Here is a 16,500-nt window from a genome sequence, read left to right as displayed (position 1 = left end):
TGCGAAGGCAACTTGCCCATGCCCGCCCATTCCCTGCCCGTTCACGCTGAGCCTGTCGAGGGGCCTGAACGGCCTCTGTGCCCTGGCTTTGACGGGCTCAGCCCGAACGGACGATGGAACGCGAGCGGGCATGGCGTAGCTGCAGTGCTTGATGGCCAGAGCCAGTGTCAGAACTTGGCCTGCAGCCCCACCGTCACGGTGCGCAGCGCCCCAGGCGTCACCCACACGCGGCTGTACGAGCTGGTGTAGTGCACCTTGTCGAACAGGTTGTCCACGTCCAGCGTCAGGTTCACCGTGGGGCTCAGGCGCCAATAGGCCAGCAACTTGGCCGTGGTGTAGCTGGGCAGGTCGAACGCGGCAGTGCCTGCATTGGCCTCGGCCTGCGTGCGGGCCTGGCCTAGGCGCTTGCCCATGTAGGTCACGCCACCGCCCAGGCCCCAGCGCTGGCCGTTGGCCAAGGCGTCTTCGTACACGGCCAGCACGCTGCCGTTCACCTTGGGCACGTTCAGCAGGCGCCCGCCCACCTCCAGCGTGTTGTCGCGGCTCACTTCCACGTCGTTGAAGACCAGGCTGGCGTTCAGGCGCCAGTGGGCACTCAGGCGGCCCGCCACGTCCAGCTCCAGCCCCCGGCTGCGCACCTCGCCTGCAGCGGCCGAGAAGCCCGCGTTCAGCGGGTCGCTGGTCAGCACGTTGCGCTTGGTGATGTCAAACAGCGCCGCCGTGGCGCCCAGGCGCTGGTCGGCGCTTTCCCACTTGGCGCCCAGTTCCAGGGCGCGGGCCTTTTCGGGGGTAAAGGCATTGCCTGCCGCATCGCTGCCCGTGTTGGGGCGGAAGGACTTGCCCGCGTTGGCATACACCGTAAAGCCCTGCGCGGGCAGCCAGCTCACGCCCAGGCGCGGCGACACGGCCGAGGGGGTTTGCACGGTGGTCGTCGCGTTCAGGCGGTTTTGCAGGCTCTGGTCGTAGTTGTCGGCCCGCAGCCCGGCCATCACGCGCCACTGCTCGCCCAGCTTCACGGTGTCTTGCACATACAGCGCGGTGTTGCGCTGCTTCTCACGCGTATCGGTGTTGCGCCCGGGTGTGGGCTGCGCCTGGCCGTACACGGGGTTGAAGATGTCAATGGCGTAGGGCGCGCTGGCGCTGGGGTTGGCGCGCAGCATCAGCGAATCCATGTGAAAGCGGTAGCTCTCCACGCCCACCAGCACCTCTTGCTCCAGCCCGCCCGCCCGCACGGTGCCCTGCAGTTCGGCCTGCAGCGCTACGTCGTCCGACTGAAAGTCGCGGTAACGGCGCTGGCGCCGCAAGGTGCGGCCGTCGGCCTGCAGCGCGCTGGCCTCGGTCGAAAAGCCCTTCAGCCCTGTTTCGCGGTACGACAGGCCCGTGCGGCTGCGCCAGTCGGCATTCCACTCGTGCGACAGCACCAGCTGGTGCGTCTGGTTGGTCACCGTCACATCGCCATCGGCAGGCTCGCCCAAAAAGCGGCTCACAGGCACCGCGCCCAGTTGGTTGTTCACAGCCACCACGCCCCGGTCCAGCGGCGTGGCGTGGCGCAGGTATTCAGAGGTGTATTCGAGCACCGTGTTGGGCGAGAGCTTCCAGGTAAACGCCGGGGCCACCACCTGGCGCTGCGCGCGCACCTGGTCGCGAAAGCTGCCCTTGTCTTCCACCGCCACGTTCAGGCGGTAGGCCAGGTTGTCAGAGATGGGGCCCGTCGTGTCCAGCGCCGCACGGCCCAGCCCGTGGCTGCCCGCGTAGGCTTCGACCGAATGCGTCGCCTTCCACAGCGGCTTTTTGCTCACGATGTTGAGCGTGCCGCCGGGCTCGCTGCTGCCATACAGCGCGGCGGCGGGGCCTTTCAAAAACTCCACCCGCTCCACCCCCGCCAAGTCGCGCGGCGCGTTGAAACCCCGGTTGGACGAAAACCCGTTGAGCAGCGTCGCCATGCCCGTGTTCTCGTTGCCCGGCAGGCCCCGAATGGCGATGTTGTCCCACAGCCCGCCAAAGTTGTTCTGGCGCGAGACACCGCCCACATAGTCCAGCACATCGTCCAGCCGCGTAGCGCCCAGGTCGTCCAGTGTCTGGCGCGACATCACGCGCACCGACTGCGGCAGCTCGCGCAGCGGCAGGCTGGTCTTGGCCCCCTCGGCCTCGTCGGCGTAATAGGTGCCCGAGGCACTGCGGCCCACCACATCTACGGCAGACATTGTGGGTGGGGTGATCACATCGCCGTCTGCGGCCCAGGCGGCGGGAATGGACGAAAAAAGGGCAGCCACTGCCAAAGCCGTCAGCGTGGGGCGCGGCAGACGGAGTGAAGTAGATGAGCGAGAAAAAGAAACCAAAGAAGAACGCATGGCAAACCAGTCCAAAAGCAATGAATGCAATCGCCAAAGGGCAGCGGGGCAGGGCACCCCTCCGCAACGGAGTGGCGCGCAAACAGCCGCATGCCCGCACGCACCCCGGCGGGGTGAATGCATGGCTGCAAAAAAGGGGGGCGCCCAATGACCTGGTCAAAGGACGCAAGCTGGCTGGGGTATGTACACAAACCGCGCCCCACCGGGCTGGGTTCGTGCACTGGCCCCGTCAGGCCTGAACCGTGTCAGGCCCGCTGGGCTGGCGGTGGGTCTCTGGCAGCAAACGGCCAGCGCATGGGCTGGGCCGTGAAGGTGATCGTTGTGGTGGACAGCGCCGCGCGCGGCGGCTCGGGCACAGGCAGTTGGTAGGCCAGCGGCTGGCCCAGCCCCGCATCCAGCGCATGCGTCAGGCACCAGGCGCAGGTGGCGTGGGTTGCTTCGGTGTCTTGTTCGCCGCTGGCTGCATCCATGCGGGCTTCGGCAGCGGCCAAAGCCTCCGCGCCTTGGGCAGCGGCTGTCGCCACCTGCACGCTGCGCACCGCCTCGCGCATGTGCCGCGCCTCGTGCAGGGGCACACCTGCCAGCGCGTTGAACAACGCGGCCAGCAGAAGCAGGATGTGGAGTTGCAGGGCGGGGATGGTGCGGCGCAGCATGAGGGGATGCGAATCATACTCAAGTGCGGGTGACCGTTTGGAGAGCGACTCTGCGAAAGCACCGTTGACAGACGGGGTGTAGAGGTTTTGGCTCTGAAAATGAATAAAGCGCTAATTGCCACGCTCAGGAAGAGTATGAAGAGCTTTATGACCAAGTGCAGTGATAACAAAGCCTCCATCTTTCCACGGACGCAAAAATTCAGCTTTGATTAGGGAATCAATAGTGCGCTTTTGGTGGAAGTATTCTCCATTAGCACCTTCAGAGTGCGCTCTACCTGGTTCGGCATAAAGAATGCGCAGCCCAGCGTCGGCATGTCTGAGAACTACAGCCTGAACCCAACTAAGAGCACTCATTTTGCTCTTTGGATCACCAATCGAAGGATCGTTTAAGTCAAAATTGTGTTTTACAAGTTTGCTTGAGGCTGAATTTTTTCTTTCTGGCGCCCAGTTTGGCATTCGCTTTGATATGCGCTTACCAAAGATGATAAGCACAACCAACGCGGCGAGAACAACGACTGCGGTAGTTTTCCAGTTCATAAATTTTATAAATAACGCTCAGGTTAAGCGGTGCCAGAGCGCGAAACGCGCGGGGTACCAACATGGGCCATAAAAATGCCGAAGGCATGGCCTATCCTGGCGTCCGCGTTGAGCCGTCAGTTAGAGTGCGAGCTTTTAATCATCCGATTCTTCATCCACAAGATCTACCAATTCCTCTTCCTGATTAATAACATCGAGTTCTGTAAGCACATTTCGCATCTTTTTTGAGAGAGCGTTTGAGACCAACTCTGCTCGCTTCTGAACGAATGTTTCTACGGAGTCATCTGTGATTCCAAAATCCTTTATGTCACCAATAAGATGCGACTCAAGCGCCTGAATTATATTCGGGTTACTTTTTGTGTATTGAGATATGTAATCTGAAGGATTTCTGGCTCTGATTGATCGCTTGTTTAGGAAATCATCAACAATTGTTATGTTGAACACATTGTTGACGATTTGCTCATCCTTGTTCTTGCAGGCCGAAGACTTCCTGGGGAAGAAGTGATGGTAGTTTTTTGAATTTGCTTGCTTTAGCCAGTAATTCGATATATTGACGAGCGCACCATCCGCAAAAGATTTTGGCTGATGGTGGGCATATAGGCACAAGATGGCCTTTACAAATGCCTTGGATGCATTGAATTTTCCGTTGGCAATGAGTGATGACGGTTTTATGCTTACCTGCCACTCATATTGAGGTTCCGCGCCGTTAAGAATTTGATCGATTTTTTTTAGGTCTTGATTTGTTTTTGATTCAAGCGATGATGAGTATCTGGCGCCAATTGCGCATTTCCAAAAAAAGTCTTCCAGCAGCGACTGCTTGGCATCGATGGGTCTGTCGGGGTGATGGTAAAAAAAATAAGAGTAGGGTATTACAAACGCATTGTATGGGAGTAGTTGCGATACAGGAATTCTGTTGTAGCTTTTAAGGTATTCGCAGGCGCGTTCGATTGAGTCTGCAATTTTTGGCCAAAGATCAATGAATTTATTTTTGTTGATTTGCAGTATTGATTTCGATGTTATGTCCCCGGTAATAATTGCTGCGCCGACTTGCAGAAAAGCGGTTTCGGAAATTGTCTCGTAATTTATTGATTCAAGCCTTGCTTTTAGGGATTGACATTTTTTAGATAAGTCAAAATCAAGCGACTCATCGTATGTCTTTGCAACCATAATCTCAAAGACAGTCAATGACTTTCCGCCCAGATTTATTCTGGTGAATATCTCTGTGGCCACATCGATTGTGGCGTCGGATATCTCGATGATCGGAAAGCTATATGAGCTTATTATTGAGTAATAACTCTGAATCTTTGATCTGCGCTCTGGGGTGTACTTTGCAATCAACTCGAAATTGACGGACAAGAGGTCTACGATTTTTATATATCGTTCGTTTGAGGGTGCTTCCGTAAAGTGAGAGGCCACAACTGAACCCTCATCGGCATCAAGGTCTGCATATATGGTGGAGTAGTCACTCTCTTTGCCGATTTCCCTTTGAACCTTCGCTCCAGTTAGGCAGCAATATATGCTAGTGAGTCGCTGCTGCCCATCAAGTACGTAATTTACGTTTTCTCCAGCACGGGTGGGGAAGTTGCCCCGACCCAAACCACGAACTGAGCGAAGTTGGTCATTTGTTTTCCATAGAATAAATGATCCAATAGGGAATCCCTTTAAGATGCTGTCAATCAATTTTGCAGATTTATCTATATCCCAGACGAACTCCCGCTGGAATTGCGGTATTTTAATATCCCCTCGCTCTATGTCTGCAATCAGATGGGGATATTGCTTGTGGGTTGGTTGTACTCGTGGCATTGAGCCTCCTGATCAATATGCTTTAAATTGCGCTCTAACTAGAAATGGACGACACCACAAACGCGGCCGTGGATCTGATTAAAAATTCTGCCATAGTTCGACCAGCCAAATCATTCCGCCGCCTATTAGGCAAACCTAAAAACTCCCGGATGCAAAACACACGGGCGCTGTAACGATATGCCACAGCGCCCGCTCTTGCCCGCAAAGGGCCGTAGCCCTATCGATCAAACATTCTTCTGCACCATCCTAATAATGCTGGAAAAATCCAGCCCCCCATGCCCCGCCAGGCTGTGCACCGCATACAAATTGCGCGCCATGCCCCCCAGCGGCGTGGCAGCCTTCACCGCCATCGCGTTCTCCTGCGCCAGCCCCAAATCCTTGAGCATCAGGTCCGTACCAAACCCCCCCGCATAGCCCTTGCTGGCGGGTGCGGTTTCCATCACGCCGGGGTAGGGGTTGTACTTCTCTAGCGCCCAGTTGCCGCCCGAGCTGCGGCGCATGATTTCGCTCAGCACCTTGGGGTCCAGGCCGTTGGCCACGCCCAGGGCAATGGCTTCGCTGGTGCCTGCCATCAAGATGCCCAGCAGCATGTTGTTGCAGATCTTGGCCGTTTGGCCTGCGCCCACGCTGCCAGCGTGGAAGATGTTGGCGCCCATTTTTTCGAGGATGGGGCGGGCGCGTTCCAGGTCGGCGGTGTCGCCGCCCACCATGAAGGTAAGGGTGCCTGCAATGGCGCCGCCGGTGCCGCCGGAGACGGGGGCGTCGATAAAGGCCACGCCTTTGGCTTGGGCGGCGTCGGCCACTTTGCGGGAGGTGGCGGCGGCTATTGTTGAGCAGTCAATCACCAGCGTGCCTGCGGGCAGCTGGGCCAGCAGGTCGCCCGCGCCCAAAAAGAGGCCTTCGACATGCTGGCTAGCGGGCAGCATGCTGATGACGACTTCGGCCCCCTGCACGGCGGCTTTGGCGTCGGCGGCGATGGGCACGCCGTCTGCGGCCAGCTTGTCGCGGGCGGGTTGGGACAGGTCAAACGCCCGCACTTCGTGGCCTGCCTTGTGCAGGTTGTGTGCCATGGGGCCGCCCATGTTGCCCAGGCCGATGAATGCGATTTTCATGGTGTGTGTCTCCTTGGAGTTGTAGCGGTAGTGAACGGGTTTGGTATCAAATTGATAGCTGCTAGCGCTTATTTATCAAGCCCTAGCGGCCAAAAAGGCTTTAAATTGAGACGTGATGTTCAAGGGCTGATGTCTGCGCCACGGCTGTGTAGCTCGGCGCGTAGCACCGAGCGGTGGCAGCGCGCCTCGTCTTCGCAGTAGCAGCCCAGCGACAGGGCGCTGTGGTGCGAGAGGGCGGCCAGCAAATCCAGTGTGCGGCTGGCTTCGGGCTGGGCCAGCTCTTTGCGAAACTGCTTCACAAAGGCCTCCCACGCCTTGTCGCCATCGGTGCCGCTGGTCACCTGCTGGCCCTGCGCCATCAGGTCAGCACTGGGGGAGAGCAGGGGGTACCACACGTCGTAGTAGTCGCGGCTGGCGAACTCGGCCTTGGGCACGCCACGCGGTGGGCGGCGCACGGTGCCGATGCGCGTGCCTTCGTCGGCGGCGCGTGGGGTGCCAAGGCGGACGATGCGCAGGGGCATGGTGGTGGGGCTCCGATTGGGTGGTGGTTGGGCGGTGGGGCGGATCAGTCGTCGGCTTCGAAGATGCTGTGCTTCTTGGCGGCGGCTGGTTTCTTGGGCTTGGCGTTGGGGCTGCTGCTTTGGCTGGCGGGTGCCTTTTTGGCCGCAGCCGGGGCGGTGCTTGCCTTCTTCTTGCGCGGCGATGCCTTGGCATGCGGGTTGTAGGCCAGGGCTTCGTCCAGCCAGAAGCGCCACTGTGCCCGCGTGGCGTAGCCGTTGGGCTCCACCCAAAAGTAGCCCTGCATGCCTCCGCCGGGCGAGAGTTCGCGGGTGTTCTGCATTTCCTGAAACTCGCCATGCCGCTCGGGCGGCAAGCGCACCAGCAGCTCATCGCCCTTCACGCCCACGCACAGCTTGCCGTCTACAAAGAAGCAGTAGCAGCCGAACATGGTGCGCTCGTCCACATCGCTGCGCTGCGCCAGGGCCGTGCGCAGGGCATCGATCAGGTGCAGGGTTTCGTCGGAGAGGGGGCGGGCGGGCATGGCTTTGAGTGAAATATGCCTCTAGCGCTTAATGCATAAGCGCAAGCAGCTATCAAAAACAGAGCGTTCTGGTGGGGTGTGCATCAGCGAATCACCTCCGTCGCATCCCCATCCAGCATGCGCCGCGCGATGATGACGCGCATGATTTCGTTGGTGCCTTCCAGAATCTGGTGCACGCGGGCGTCGCGCAGCAGGCGCTCCAGCGGGTATTCGCGGATGTAGCCGTAGCCGCCGTGCAGTTGCAGGGCCTCGTTCACCACGGTAAAGCCTGCATCGGTGGCAAAGCGCTTGGCCATGGCGCAGTAGGTGGATGCATCGCGGGCACCGGCGTCGAGCTTGCTGGCAGCCAGCCGCACCATCTGGCGCGCGGCGACCAGCTCGGTCGCCATGTCGGCCAGCTTGAACTGCAGGGCCTGGAAGCTGGCGATGGGCTTGCCGAACTGCTTGCGGTCTTGCATGTACTGCTGGGCGGCGTTGAGTGCGCCTTGCGCGGCGCCCACCGAGCAGGTGGCGATGTTGATGCGCCCGCCGTCCAGGCCTTTCATCGCGATCTTGAAGCCTTCGCCTTCTTGCCCCAGCAGGTGGTCGGCGGGGATGCGCACGTTGTCAAAGCTGATGGTGCGGGTGGGCTGGCTGTTCCAGCCCATCTTGTGTTCTTTTTTGCCATAGGTGATGCCGGGGGCATCGGCGGGCACCACAAAAGCGCTGATGCCGCCTGCGCCGGAAGCCGCGTCGCCAGTGCGTGCCATCAGCACCAGCACATCGGTGGCGCCCGCGCCGCTGATGAAGGCCTTGCTGCCGTTGATGACGTATTCGTTGCCCACCAACTCGGCCCGGGTCTTGAGCGAGGCGGCATCTGAGCCTGCGCCGGGCTCGGTCAGGCAGTAGCTGGCGAGCTTTTGCCCGGTGGTGAGCAGCGGGCCCCAGTGGTCGCGCACGGCGGGTGTGGCCCAGGTGCCCAGCATCCAGGTGGCCATGTTGTGGATGGTGATGAAGGCGGTGGTGCTGGGGTCGATGGCCGCCATTTCTTCAAACACCAGCGTGGCGTCCAGGCGGGGCAGGGCAAGGCCGCCTGCGGCTTCGGGCGTATACAGGCCGCAAAAGCCCAGCTCGCCCGCCTTGGCGATGGCGTCCTTGGGGAAGATGCCCTCGGCGTCCCACTCTGCGGCGTGCGGGGCGAATTCGGCCAGGGCAAAGTCGCGGGCCGTTTGGGCAAAGGCGCGTTGTTCTTCGGTCAGCTCAAAGTCCATGGCGTTGTCTCTTGTTTTGTCGTTTGGCTTTGGGTGAATCGGTGCTTCAAGTCTTTTGAGCAGGTTCTCAGGGCTTGGCCGGGCTGTCGTTGCTCAGCCAGCGCATCAGGCCTTTGCGCCGCTCTTGCGTCTTGCGCGTCAGGCACTGTTGGTACAGGCGCGGGCCTTCGGGCTGGGTTTCGGTGGCTTGGGTCTCGCGCTTGCATTGCACCGTGCGCTCGCGCACCCAGGCGGAATGTTCTTGCCGCAGTTGCGGGCGTTCGTGGGCAGACAGGGCTCGCATCACGTCTTCGTACAGGATTTGCAAGGTGGTGTCTGCCGCTTGAAACTCTTGCACGGCGCAGGCATTGACCTCTGCCACGGTGCCCGTGGGTTTGCAGGCCGCACCGGCCTGGGCATGGGCGTGGGGGCTGGTGAGCAGGGCTGCGCTGAGCAGCAGGGCGGTTGCAGGCCAGGGGGCCGCTTTGATCCATGGGTGATTGCATTGCATGGCCTGGTTTTAACACTGCCAACGCATGGTTTCGCGGGCCTTCGACAAGCTCAGGCTGAACGGCGAATGAACCCCGTGGACACCTCCACCGTTCGGGCTGAGCCTGTCGAAGCCTTGCGCGGCGCTTCGACAGGCTCAGCGTGAACGGGCGGTTTGGCGGGGCCCATCGCACGCACCAAGCCCTTGGCAACCGTTACTTCAAGCTGATCGTGGTGTTGACACCCTGGCTCACGGTGCTGTCGTCAAACCAGCGTGCCGTCACGGTCTTGGTCTGGGTGTAGAACATCACCACCTGCTTGCCGTAGGGGCCCAGGTCGCCCAGCTTGGAGGCGCGTGAGCCGGTGAACGAGAAGATCGGCACGGGCACCGGGATTGGCACATTGATACCGACCTGGCCCACGTCGATCTCTTCCTGGAACTTGCGCGCTGCTGCGCCGCTTTGCGTGAAGATGGCCGTGCCGTTGCCGTTGGGGTTGGCGTTGATGAACTCGATGGCATCGTCCAGCGTATCGGCTGCGGCCAAGCACAGCACAGGGCCAAAAATCTCTTGGTCGTAGATCGACATGCCGGGCTTGACGCCGCTGAAGATGGTGGGGCCCACAAAGTTGCCCTTTTCGTAGCCGGGCACGCTGGGGTTGCGGCCGTCCAGCTCCAGCGTGGCACCGTCTGCAATGCCGCGCTCGATCAGGCTCACCACGCGGTCGCGGGCGGCGCACGAGATGACGGGGCCCACGTCGGTGCCTTTTTCGGTGCCGCCGCTCACCTTCAGTGTCTTGGCCTTGGCCACCAGATCGGGAATCCACTTTTGCGATTCGCCCACCAGAATGACCACCGACAGGGCCATGCAGCGCTGGCCTGCGGCGCCAAAGGCGGCACCGGCCAGGGCGTTCAGGGTTTGTTCCTTGTTGGCATCGGGCACCACGATGGCGTGGTTCTTGGCGCCCATCATGCATTGCACGCGCTTGCCGTTGAGGCTGGCGCGGTTGTACACATGCGTACCCACCTTGGTCGATCCGACGAAGCTGATGGCCTTGATATCGGGGTGGTCGCAAATGGCGTTCACGGCGTCTTCGCCGCCATGCACCACGTTCAGCACACCGGGCGGGATGCCCGCTTCGAGCGCCAGCTCGCACAGGCGCATGGTCACCATGGGGTCTTGCTCAGAGGGCTTGAGCACGAACGTGTTGCCTGTGGCAATGGCCATGGGGAACATCCACAGCGGAATCATGGCCGGAAAGTTGAACGGCGTGATGCCCGCGCACACGCCCAGCGGCTGCATCACGGTGTAGGTGTCCACGCCATTGGCCACGTTGTTGGCCAGCTCACCCAGTTGCAGGTTGCCAATGCCAGCGGCGTGCTCCACCACCTCCAGGCCGCGGAACACATCGCCTTCGGCATCGGGCAGGGTCTTGCCTTGCTCGGCCGTCAGCAGCGCGGCCAGCTCGGCCATGTTTTCGCGGATGAGTTGCTGCAGCTTCAAGAAGATGCGGGCACGCGTGCCGATGGGGGTTTTCTTCCAGGTCTTGAAAGCCTCTTTGCCCGAGGCCACGGCGGCGTTGATTTCTTCAGGCGTGGCAAACGGCACGCGGGCCAGCACCTCTTGCGTGGCGGGGTTCACCACGTTGCGCCACTGCGTGGTTTGGGATTCGACAAACTTGCCGCCAATCAGCAGCTTGACGGTGGGGGCCAGCACGGCCGTGGAAGTGGGGGCGTTCATGGTGTGTCTCCTCAAAGGGTTATCGCGTGGCGCGCTTTCCGGCTCCAGGCGTCCGGTTCCAAGCGCAACGGGTGCATCGTAGCTGTGCAAAATTTGCAAGACAATACGAATGAATGCACTTTTGATCTGCAAATTTGCACATCGATGGCTCCGCAAACAGATGTACCTCGTGCGCTGTGCATTGCAGTACTAGTTCAGCGCTGTGGGTGAAAGGACTGGGGATGGACTGGGACAACCTGCGCTATTTTTTGGAATTGGCCCGCCTGGGCACTTTGGCGGGCGCGGCGCGGCGCCTGTCGGTGGAGCACACCACCGTGTCCCGCCGCATCCAGGCCCTGGAAAAGCAGATGGGCGTGGCCCTGTTTGCCCGTGAAGCGGGCGGCCATCGGCTGACAGAGGCCGGGCGGCAGTTGCTGCCTGCGGTGGAGTCGATGGAATCGGCAGTGCTGGGGGCCGAGCGCGCGGCACCGGCGTCGCACGAAGGCCCCTCGGGCTTGGTGCGGGTGGGGGCCACCGAGGGCTTTGGCACCTTGATTTTGGCGCCGCAGCTCGCACACCTCACCCGCAAGCACCCGCACCTGTCGATCGACCTGCTGGCTTTGCCGCGCATGCTGCATTTGTCGCGGCGCGAGGCGGACATCGTCATATCGCTGGAGCGGCCCACGCGCGGGTCGGTGATCGTGAGCCGTTTGTCGGACTACGCGCTGTACCTCTATGGCCAGCGCGAATACCTGGCGCGCAAGCCTTTGGTGTCGTGCCGCGAAGACCTGCGCCACCATGCGTTTGTGAGCTATGTGGACGACCTGCTGTTCACCAAAGAGCTGCAGTTTTTGGACGCGCTGTACCCGCCTGAGCGGTTTGCCTTTCGCAGCACCAGCATCACTGCGCAGTACGAAGCGGTGCGCGCTGGCGCGGGTTTGGCGGTGCTGCCCGCATTTTTGGCCGACCGTGACCCGGTACTGGCGCGCGTGCTGCCCGAAGAGGCGCGATTCACCCGCACCTTTTGGATGAGCATGCCGTCTGAAGCCAAACACCTGGCGCGCATGCAGGTGACCTGGGCGTTTTTGCGGGAGACGGCTGTTGCAAGCAAACCCCTGTTGCTACCGGGCGTTACACCCCGGTCGTGACGATGGGGTGCTCACGGGTGCACCCCGTGTGTCTATGTCCTAAATCCTGCCCGTCAGCAGCAGCACGACCAGAATCAGCACCACCAGCCCGACGCCTCCGCTGGGCCCGTAGCCCCATGCCCGGCTATGGCCCCAGGTGGGCAATGCCCCCACCAGAATGAGGATGAGGACGATCAAAAGAATGAGTGAGAGTGACATGGCGGCCTGTGCGTTGTGTTGCGGTAAATGGATTGTTGGGGCCGACGCCAGTCGCGCTTGCAGGTGGTGCGCGCGCATGCGGGTCAGGGTTTTCCGACACTGGGGGCGCCCCCGAAATCCAAAAAGCCCTTGGGATGGCCGAGCCAAGCGCATACCATCACCGCTTTTCCACCCACGGCACTGCCGCTGCAGTGCCCAACGCTTTGTGCTGAAGAAACCCCACCTCATCAAATCCCCCGCAGACATTGCCATGGCCCGCGCCGCAGGCCGCATGGCGGCCGATGTGCTGCACATGATTGCCGAGCATGTGCGCCCCGGCGTGAGCACCGAGGCGCTGGACCGGCTGTGCCATGACTACATCGTCAACGTGCAAAAGGCGGTGCCCGCGAATGTGGGCTACCTGGGGTTTCCGAAGACGGTGTGTACCTCGCTCAACCATGTGGTGTGCCACGGCATCCCTGCGCCAGGGCAGGTGCTGCGCGAGGGGGACATCCTGAACATCGACGTGGCCGTGATCAAGGACGGCTGGTATGGCGACACCAGTCGCATGTACCTGGTGGGCGCCGTGAGCCCGCTGGCGCGCCGCCTGGTGGACACGACGCTGGAGGCCATGCAGGCAGGCATTGCCCAGGTCAAGCCCGGGGCCACGCTGGGCGATGTGGGCCACGCCATCCAGACGGTGGCGCACCGCGAGCGCTTTAGCGTGGTGCGCGAGTATTGCGGCCACGGCATTGGCAAGACCTACCACGAAGAGCCGCAGGTGCTGCACTACGGCCAGCGCGGCCAGGGGCTGGTGCTGGAGCCCGGCATGGTCTTCACCATCGAGCCCATGATCAACGCAGGCAAGCGCGACACCCAGGAGCTGGCCGACGGCTGGACCGTGGTGACGCGCGACCGATCGCTTTCTGCCCAGTGGGAGCACATGGTGGCGGTGACCGAAACGGGCCACGAGGTGCTGACTCCCTGGCCTTGACTAGCCCAGGCCATGCAGGCTCCGTTTATGTCCGTCCAACCATTCAAGCAGTTTGACCCAGGAGAAAACACATGGGATTGTTAGACGCCGTCATGGGCAATGCCTCCAAGATCGATGCGCAGCAGATTCAGCAGGAATTTGCCAAGGTGCTGGCACCGGGCGAAGTGGTGGAGCATGCCTATCAGCTCATTCGCGACTACTTTGTGTTCACCAACAAACGGCTGGTGCTGGTGGACAAGCAGGGCATGACGGGCAGCAAGGTGGAGTACCACTCGCTGCCGTACAAAAGCATCACCCATTTCAGCATTGAGACTGGGGGCACTTTTGATCTGGATGCAGAGTTGAAGATCTGGATCTCTGGCAGCGCCACCCCCTTTCAAAAGCAGTTCAACAAACGGCTCAGCATTTACGAAGTGCAGGCGGTGCTGGCCAGCTATGTGCTGAAGTAGGGCGCAAAGCGCGGTGTTTTCGGGCCATTGCCGGGCCTGCCTTTGCGTACGCTCGGGGGCATTGGGCGAAGCTGTGGCCTTGGGGAGAACAAGGCACTGGCGTTGTCGCCCCACAGGAGCACACCGCAATGTCCCCCCTTATTTCTGGCTTGGCCTCCGTGGCCTCCATGATTTTCAACGCATCGTCCAGCAACGCAGGCAAAGCGCCCGCTGCGCGACGGCCTGCGGATACCGCAGAGGCAGGCCCCGCTTCGGTGGTGCACCTGAGCCCACAGGCCCAGGCGTTGGCGGGCGCTGCGGGCAAGGCGCTGACGCAAAGCGCGCAGGCGGTTGCCACGGCTGCCACAGGGGCGGGGGGTACGCAGGGCTCGGGCCAGGGGGGCTCTGTCTCCAAGCAGGATTTTCAGTCGCTGCTCACCCAGTTTGGCGCCACCGAGGCACAGAAAGAACAGCTGGCCACCGGGCTGGATGCGAACAAAGACGGATCCATTTCACGCGATGAATTTTTGCAGGGGCTGGCCAATACGCAGGGCTCTAAAGCGGGCAGTGAACTGTCTCAAGCATTGATGCAGGTGATGGACGGCGCAGGCAGCGGCGGCGTTGCAAGCCCCAGCAATGGCAAAGGTGACGGGGCCGTGAGCGCCAAGGAGTTTGCCGCGCTGACCACAGCGTTTGCTGCGCTGGAGAAGAAGGGCGTGAAAACCGTTTAGCCCATCAACGCCCGTTGCTGCGCACGCGAGCAGCGCAGGGCGCTCTAACGATTGGGCTGTGGCACGGCCGCGTAGTTCATGGCAATGGCCTGCATGACCGCACCGATCAAGGCCCCATCCCCCGCGCTTTGGGGGCGAACGTTCTGAACGATCTGAATCGCGTACTCCAGCTGTTCTTTGGCCAGGGCCGCCGCCATGGCGTTGCCTCGTTTTTCACTGGGCGACGCATCGCGAATCACCAGGCTCATCTCGTTTCCTTGAAGTGGTAAGCCCGAGTATGCGGGGTGTCAGGGCCGGTGCGCCGTGCTTTGGGGGCTTTCGGCGGGCTTTACCCAGAATAAAGAGGCGGCCCCCTCGCGCAGGCAGGGTCTGCGCGAGGGGCGCAACGGCCTGCACGGGTGACGGGCACACCGTGGTGGGCGGCACCGTTGGTGCTGAATGGCCCGTCAGTGGGCCCCGGCGGCATCGGCAGCGCCTGCGCCACCCGCCTTGGCGGGGCGCTTGGTCAGCCAGATCAACCCGATCAGCAGCAGGAACAGCCCTGCCGAGCCCAGGAAGATGTCGTTGGCCGCCCGCGTAAACGCCTGTTGGTCAATCAGCCGGTTGATCTGCGCCAGCGCCTGCATCTGCGTGAGGCCCGAGGCCACCAGGCCGTCCAGCGTTTGCGCAAACACGCCCTGGCCCTGCACCAGCCCTTCGGTCAGGTGCGCGTGGTGCATGGCGGCGCGGCTTTCCCACAGCGTGGTGGCAATGGACGTGCCCATGGCCCCGGCGGTGATCCGCACGAAGTTGGACAGGCCCGCCGCTGCCGGAATGCGCTCGGGCGCAATGCCAGACAGCGTTAGCGTGGTGAGCGGGATGAAGAAGAACGCCATGGCCGCGCCCTGCAGCAACGTGGGGATCAGGATGTGGATGAAGTCCGTCTGCACCGTGAACTGCGACCGCATCCACAGCACGGTGCTGAACACGATGAACGCACCCGTGGCCATGCGGCGGGGGTCCCACTGGCCTACCTTTTTGCCCACCAGCGGTGTGAGCAAGATCGCGAACACGCCCACGGGCGCCAGCGCCATGCCGGCCGATGTGGCGGTGTAGCCCATCCACTGCTGCAGCCACAGCGGCAGCAACACCACGTTGCCAAAGAACAGCGCGTAGGCCACCGACAACGCCAGCGCACCAAAGGTGAAGTTGCGGCCCCTGAAAAGCTTCAAGTCCACCACTGGGTGCTTGTCCGTCAGCTCCCATACCAAAAACACGGCAAACGCCACCACGGCAATCACGGCCATGGTGATGATCTCGCCCGAGGCGAACCAGTCCAGCTCCTTGCCCTTGTCGAGCATGAGTTGCAGCGCGCCCACCCACAGCACCAGCAGCGTCAGGCCCACGGTGTCGATGGGCAGTTTGCGGATGGGGGTCTCGCGCTTGTGGTAGATGCCCCAGGTCAGCAACCCCGCCAGCAGGCCCACGGGCACGTTGATGTAGAAGATCCAGGGCCAGGAGACGTTGTCGGTGATCCACCCGCCCAAGAGCGGCCCGACCACCGGCGCCACCAGCGTGGTCACCCCCCACAGCGCCAGCGCCGTGCCTGCCAGGGCGCGTGGGTAGCTGGCCAGCAGCAGGGTTTGGCTCAGCGGAATCATCGGCCCGGCCACCAGGCCTTGCAGCACGCGGAAGAAGACCAGCATCTCCAGCGACGAGGCAAAGCCGCACAGCCAGGAGGTGAGCACGAAGAGCAGCACGCTCATGGTGAACAGGCGCACCGCGCCAAAGCGCTGCGTGAGCCAGCCCGTGAGCGGCACCGAGATGGCATTGGCCACGCCAAAGCTGGTGATCACCCAGGTGCCTTGGCCGGGGCTCACGCCCAGGTCACCGGCGATGGCGGGGATGGAGACGTTGGCAATCGACGAGTCGAGCACGTTCATGAACGTGGCCAGCGACAGTGACAGCGTGCCCAGCAACAGGGCCGTGCCCTTGAGCGGTGGGTAGGCTGGTGGCGGCCCAGGGGGCGCAGCCACTGCAGGGGCCGCCTGGGCGGGGGCCTGGTCTGCGGGGGCAGCGGTGGGGTTGGCGGCAGTCATGATGCGCCCC

General features: G+C 61.8%; 17 protein-coding genes. 4 read left to right on the top strand and 13 right to left on the bottom strand.

Annotated features, from left to right (window positions below):
* Window positions 1-167: 167 nt before the first annotated feature.
* From CLU88_RS04740 to CLU88_RS04700, 10 genes are all read right to left on the bottom strand, one after another.
* Window positions 168-2,351: a TonB-dependent siderophore receptor gene (locus CLU88_RS04740; RefSeq protein WP_099658655.1), complete on the bottom strand. Its 2,184-nt coding sequence runs from the start codon at window positions 2,349-2,351 to the stop codon at window positions 168-170.
* A gap of 245 nt (window positions 2,352-2,596) precedes the next feature.
* The gene (locus tag CLU88_RS04735; RefSeq protein ID WP_099655602.1) at window positions 2,597-3,004 is read right to left on the bottom strand and encodes a DUF2946 family protein; all 408 of its coding nucleotides are present in this window, start codon (window positions 3,002-3,004) and stop codon (window positions 2,597-2,599) included.
* A gap of 111 nt (window positions 3,005-3,115) precedes the next feature.
* Window positions 3,116-3,541, bottom strand: coding sequence for a hypothetical protein (locus CLU88_RS22695; RefSeq protein WP_143225948.1), 426 nt, complete (start codon window positions 3,539-3,541; stop codon window positions 3,116-3,118).
* Between the two features lie 135 nt (window positions 3,542-3,676).
* Window positions 3,677-5,344, bottom strand: coding sequence for a DUF262 domain-containing protein (locus CLU88_RS04730; RefSeq protein ID WP_099655601.1), 1,668 nt, complete (start codon window positions 5,342-5,344; stop codon window positions 3,677-3,679).
* A 224-nt stretch (window positions 5,345-5,568) separates the two neighbouring features.
* Window positions 5,569-6,528: a 3-hydroxyisobutyrate dehydrogenase gene (gene mmsB / locus CLU88_RS04725; RefSeq protein ID WP_304528999.1), complete on the bottom strand. Its 960-nt coding sequence runs from the start codon at window positions 6,526-6,528 to the stop codon at window positions 5,569-5,571.
* Between the two features lie 47 nt (window positions 6,529-6,575).
* The gene (locus tag CLU88_RS04720; protein WP_099655599.1) at window positions 6,576-6,977 is read right to left on the bottom strand and encodes a DUF488 domain-containing protein; all 402 of its coding nucleotides are present in this window, start codon (window positions 6,975-6,977) and stop codon (window positions 6,576-6,578) included.
* A 44-nt stretch (window positions 6,978-7,021) separates the two neighbouring features.
* Window positions 7,022-7,498 carry a TfoX/Sxy family protein gene (locus CLU88_RS04715; protein ID WP_099655598.1) on the bottom strand — a complete coding sequence of 159 codons (477 nt, stop codon included), beginning with the start codon at window positions 7,496-7,498 and terminating at the stop codon, window positions 7,022-7,024.
* An 83-nt stretch (window positions 7,499-7,581) separates the two neighbouring features.
* The gene (locus tag CLU88_RS04710) at window positions 7,582-8,748 is read right to left on the bottom strand and encodes an acyl-CoA dehydrogenase family protein (RefSeq protein ID WP_099655597.1); all 1,167 of its coding nucleotides are present in this window, start codon (window positions 8,746-8,748) and stop codon (window positions 7,582-7,584) included.
* A 67-nt stretch (window positions 8,749-8,815) separates the two neighbouring features.
* The gene (locus CLU88_RS04705; protein ID WP_099655596.1) at window positions 8,816-9,238 is read right to left on the bottom strand and encodes a lysozyme inhibitor LprI family protein; all 423 of its coding nucleotides are present in this window, start codon (window positions 9,236-9,238) and stop codon (window positions 8,816-8,818) included.
* Between the two features lie 193 nt (window positions 9,239-9,431).
* Entirely contained in the window at window positions 9,432-10,955 is a 1,524-nt protein-coding gene (locus CLU88_RS04700) for a CoA-acylating methylmalonate-semialdehyde dehydrogenase (RefSeq protein ID WP_099655595.1), read from the bottom strand.
* 221 nt (window positions 10,956-11,176) lie between these two features.
* Between CLU88_RS04700 and CLU88_RS04695 the strand changes: the two genes are divergently transcribed.
* On the top strand, window positions 11,177-12,082 hold the full coding sequence (locus CLU88_RS04695; protein ID WP_099655594.1) for a LysR family transcriptional regulator: 906 nt from the start codon (window positions 11,177-11,179) through the stop codon (window positions 12,080-12,082).
* Window positions 12,083-12,121: 39 nt separating this feature from the next.
* On the opposite strand, the gene CLU88_RS04690 is transcribed toward CLU88_RS04695, so the two are convergent.
* Window positions 12,122-12,280, bottom strand: coding sequence for a DUF3309 family protein (locus tag CLU88_RS04690; RefSeq protein WP_099655593.1), 159 nt, complete (start codon window positions 12,278-12,280; stop codon window positions 12,122-12,124).
* Window positions 12,281-12,485: 205 nt separating this feature from the next.
* Between CLU88_RS04690 and map the strand changes: the two genes are divergently transcribed.
* From map to CLU88_RS04675, 3 genes are all read left to right on the top strand, one after another.
* Entirely contained in the window at window positions 12,486-13,253 is a 768-nt protein-coding gene (gene map / locus CLU88_RS04685) for a type I methionyl aminopeptidase (RefSeq protein WP_369827595.1), read from the top strand.
* 71 nt (window positions 13,254-13,324) lie between these two features.
* A complete protein-coding gene (locus tag CLU88_RS04680; RefSeq protein WP_099655591.1) occupies window positions 13,325-13,702 on the top strand; it encodes a PH domain-containing protein in 378 nt (125 codons plus the stop codon).
* A gap of 128 nt (window positions 13,703-13,830) precedes the next feature.
* Window positions 13,831-14,412: an EF-hand domain-containing protein gene (locus tag CLU88_RS04675; protein WP_099655590.1), complete on the top strand. Its 582-nt coding sequence runs from the start codon at window positions 13,831-13,833 to the stop codon at window positions 14,410-14,412.
* A gap of 44 nt (window positions 14,413-14,456) precedes the next feature.
* Here CLU88_RS04675 and CLU88_RS04670 read toward each other — a convergent pair whose 3' ends face one another.
* Entirely contained in the window at window positions 14,457-14,660 is a 204-nt protein-coding gene (locus CLU88_RS04670; RefSeq protein ID WP_099655589.1) for a hypothetical protein, read from the bottom strand.
* 198 nt (window positions 14,661-14,858) lie between these two features.
* Complete coding sequence (locus CLU88_RS04665) at window positions 14,859-16,490, bottom strand: DHA2 family efflux MFS transporter permease subunit (RefSeq protein WP_255410639.1); 1,632 nt, start codon at window positions 16,488-16,490, stop codon at window positions 14,859-14,861.
* Window positions 16,491-16,500: the final 10 nt, after the last annotated feature.

This window comes from Acidovorax sp. 56 (assembly GCF_002749705.1).
GTDB lineage: Bacteria > Pseudomonadota > Gammaproteobacteria > Burkholderiales > Burkholderiaceae_C > Acidovorax.
This window is presented reverse-complemented; position numbering and strand designations above follow the sequence as displayed.

Bases quoted from the DNA above. Each gene is read 5' to 3' on its own strand.
- CLU88_RS04740 (WP_099658655.1), bottom strand. From the start codon at position 2,351: ATGCGTTCTTCTTTGGTTTCTTTTTCTCGCTCATCTACTTCACTCCGT.
- CLU88_RS04735 (WP_099655602.1), bottom strand. From the start codon at position 3,004: ATGCTGCGCCGCACCATCCCCGCCCTGCAACTCCACATCCTGCTTCTG.
- CLU88_RS22695 (WP_143225948.1), bottom strand. From the start codon at position 3,541: ATGAACTGGAAAACTACCGCAGTCGTTGTTCTCGCCGCGTTGGTTGTG.
- CLU88_RS04730 (WP_099655601.1), bottom strand. From the start codon at position 5,344: ATGCCACGAGTACAACCAACCCACAAGCAATATCCCCATCTGATTGCA.
- CLU88_RS04720 (WP_099655599.1), bottom strand. From the start codon at position 6,977: ATGCCCCTGCGCATCGTCCGCCTTGGCACCCCACGCGCCGCCGACGAA.
- CLU88_RS04715 (WP_099655598.1), bottom strand. From the start codon at position 7,498: ATGCCCGCCCGCCCCCTCTCCGACGAAACCCTGCACCTGATCGATGCC.
- CLU88_RS04710 (WP_099655597.1), bottom strand. From the start codon at position 8,748: ATGGACTTTGAGCTGACCGAAGAACAACGCGCCTTTGCCCAAACGGCC.
- CLU88_RS04705 (WP_099655596.1), bottom strand. From the start codon at position 9,238: ATGCAATGCAATCACCCATGGATCAAAGCGGCCCCCTGGCCTGCAACC.
- CLU88_RS04700 (WP_099655595.1), bottom strand. From the start codon at position 10,955: ATGAACGCCCCCACTTCCACGGCCGTGCTGGCCCCCACCGTCAAGCTG.
- CLU88_RS04695 (WP_099655594.1), top strand. From the start codon at position 11,177: ATGGACTGGGACAACCTGCGCTATTTTTTGGAATTGGCCCGCCTGGGC.
- CLU88_RS04690 (WP_099655593.1), bottom strand. From the start codon at position 12,280: ATGTCACTCTCACTCATTCTTTTGATCGTCCTCATCCTCATTCTGGTG.
- CLU88_RS04680 (WP_099655591.1), top strand. From the start codon at position 13,325: ATGGGATTGTTAGACGCCGTCATGGGCAATGCCTCCAAGATCGATGCG.
- CLU88_RS04675 (WP_099655590.1), top strand. From the start codon at position 13,831: ATGTCCCCCCTTATTTCTGGCTTGGCCTCCGTGGCCTCCATGATTTTC.
- CLU88_RS04670 (WP_099655589.1), bottom strand. From the start codon at position 14,660: ATGAGCCTGGTGATTCGCGATGCGTCGCCCAGTGAAAAACGAGGCAAC.
- CLU88_RS04665 (WP_255410639.1), bottom strand. From the start codon at position 16,490: ATGACTGCCGCCAACCCCACCGCTGCCCCCGCAGACCAGGCCCCCGCC.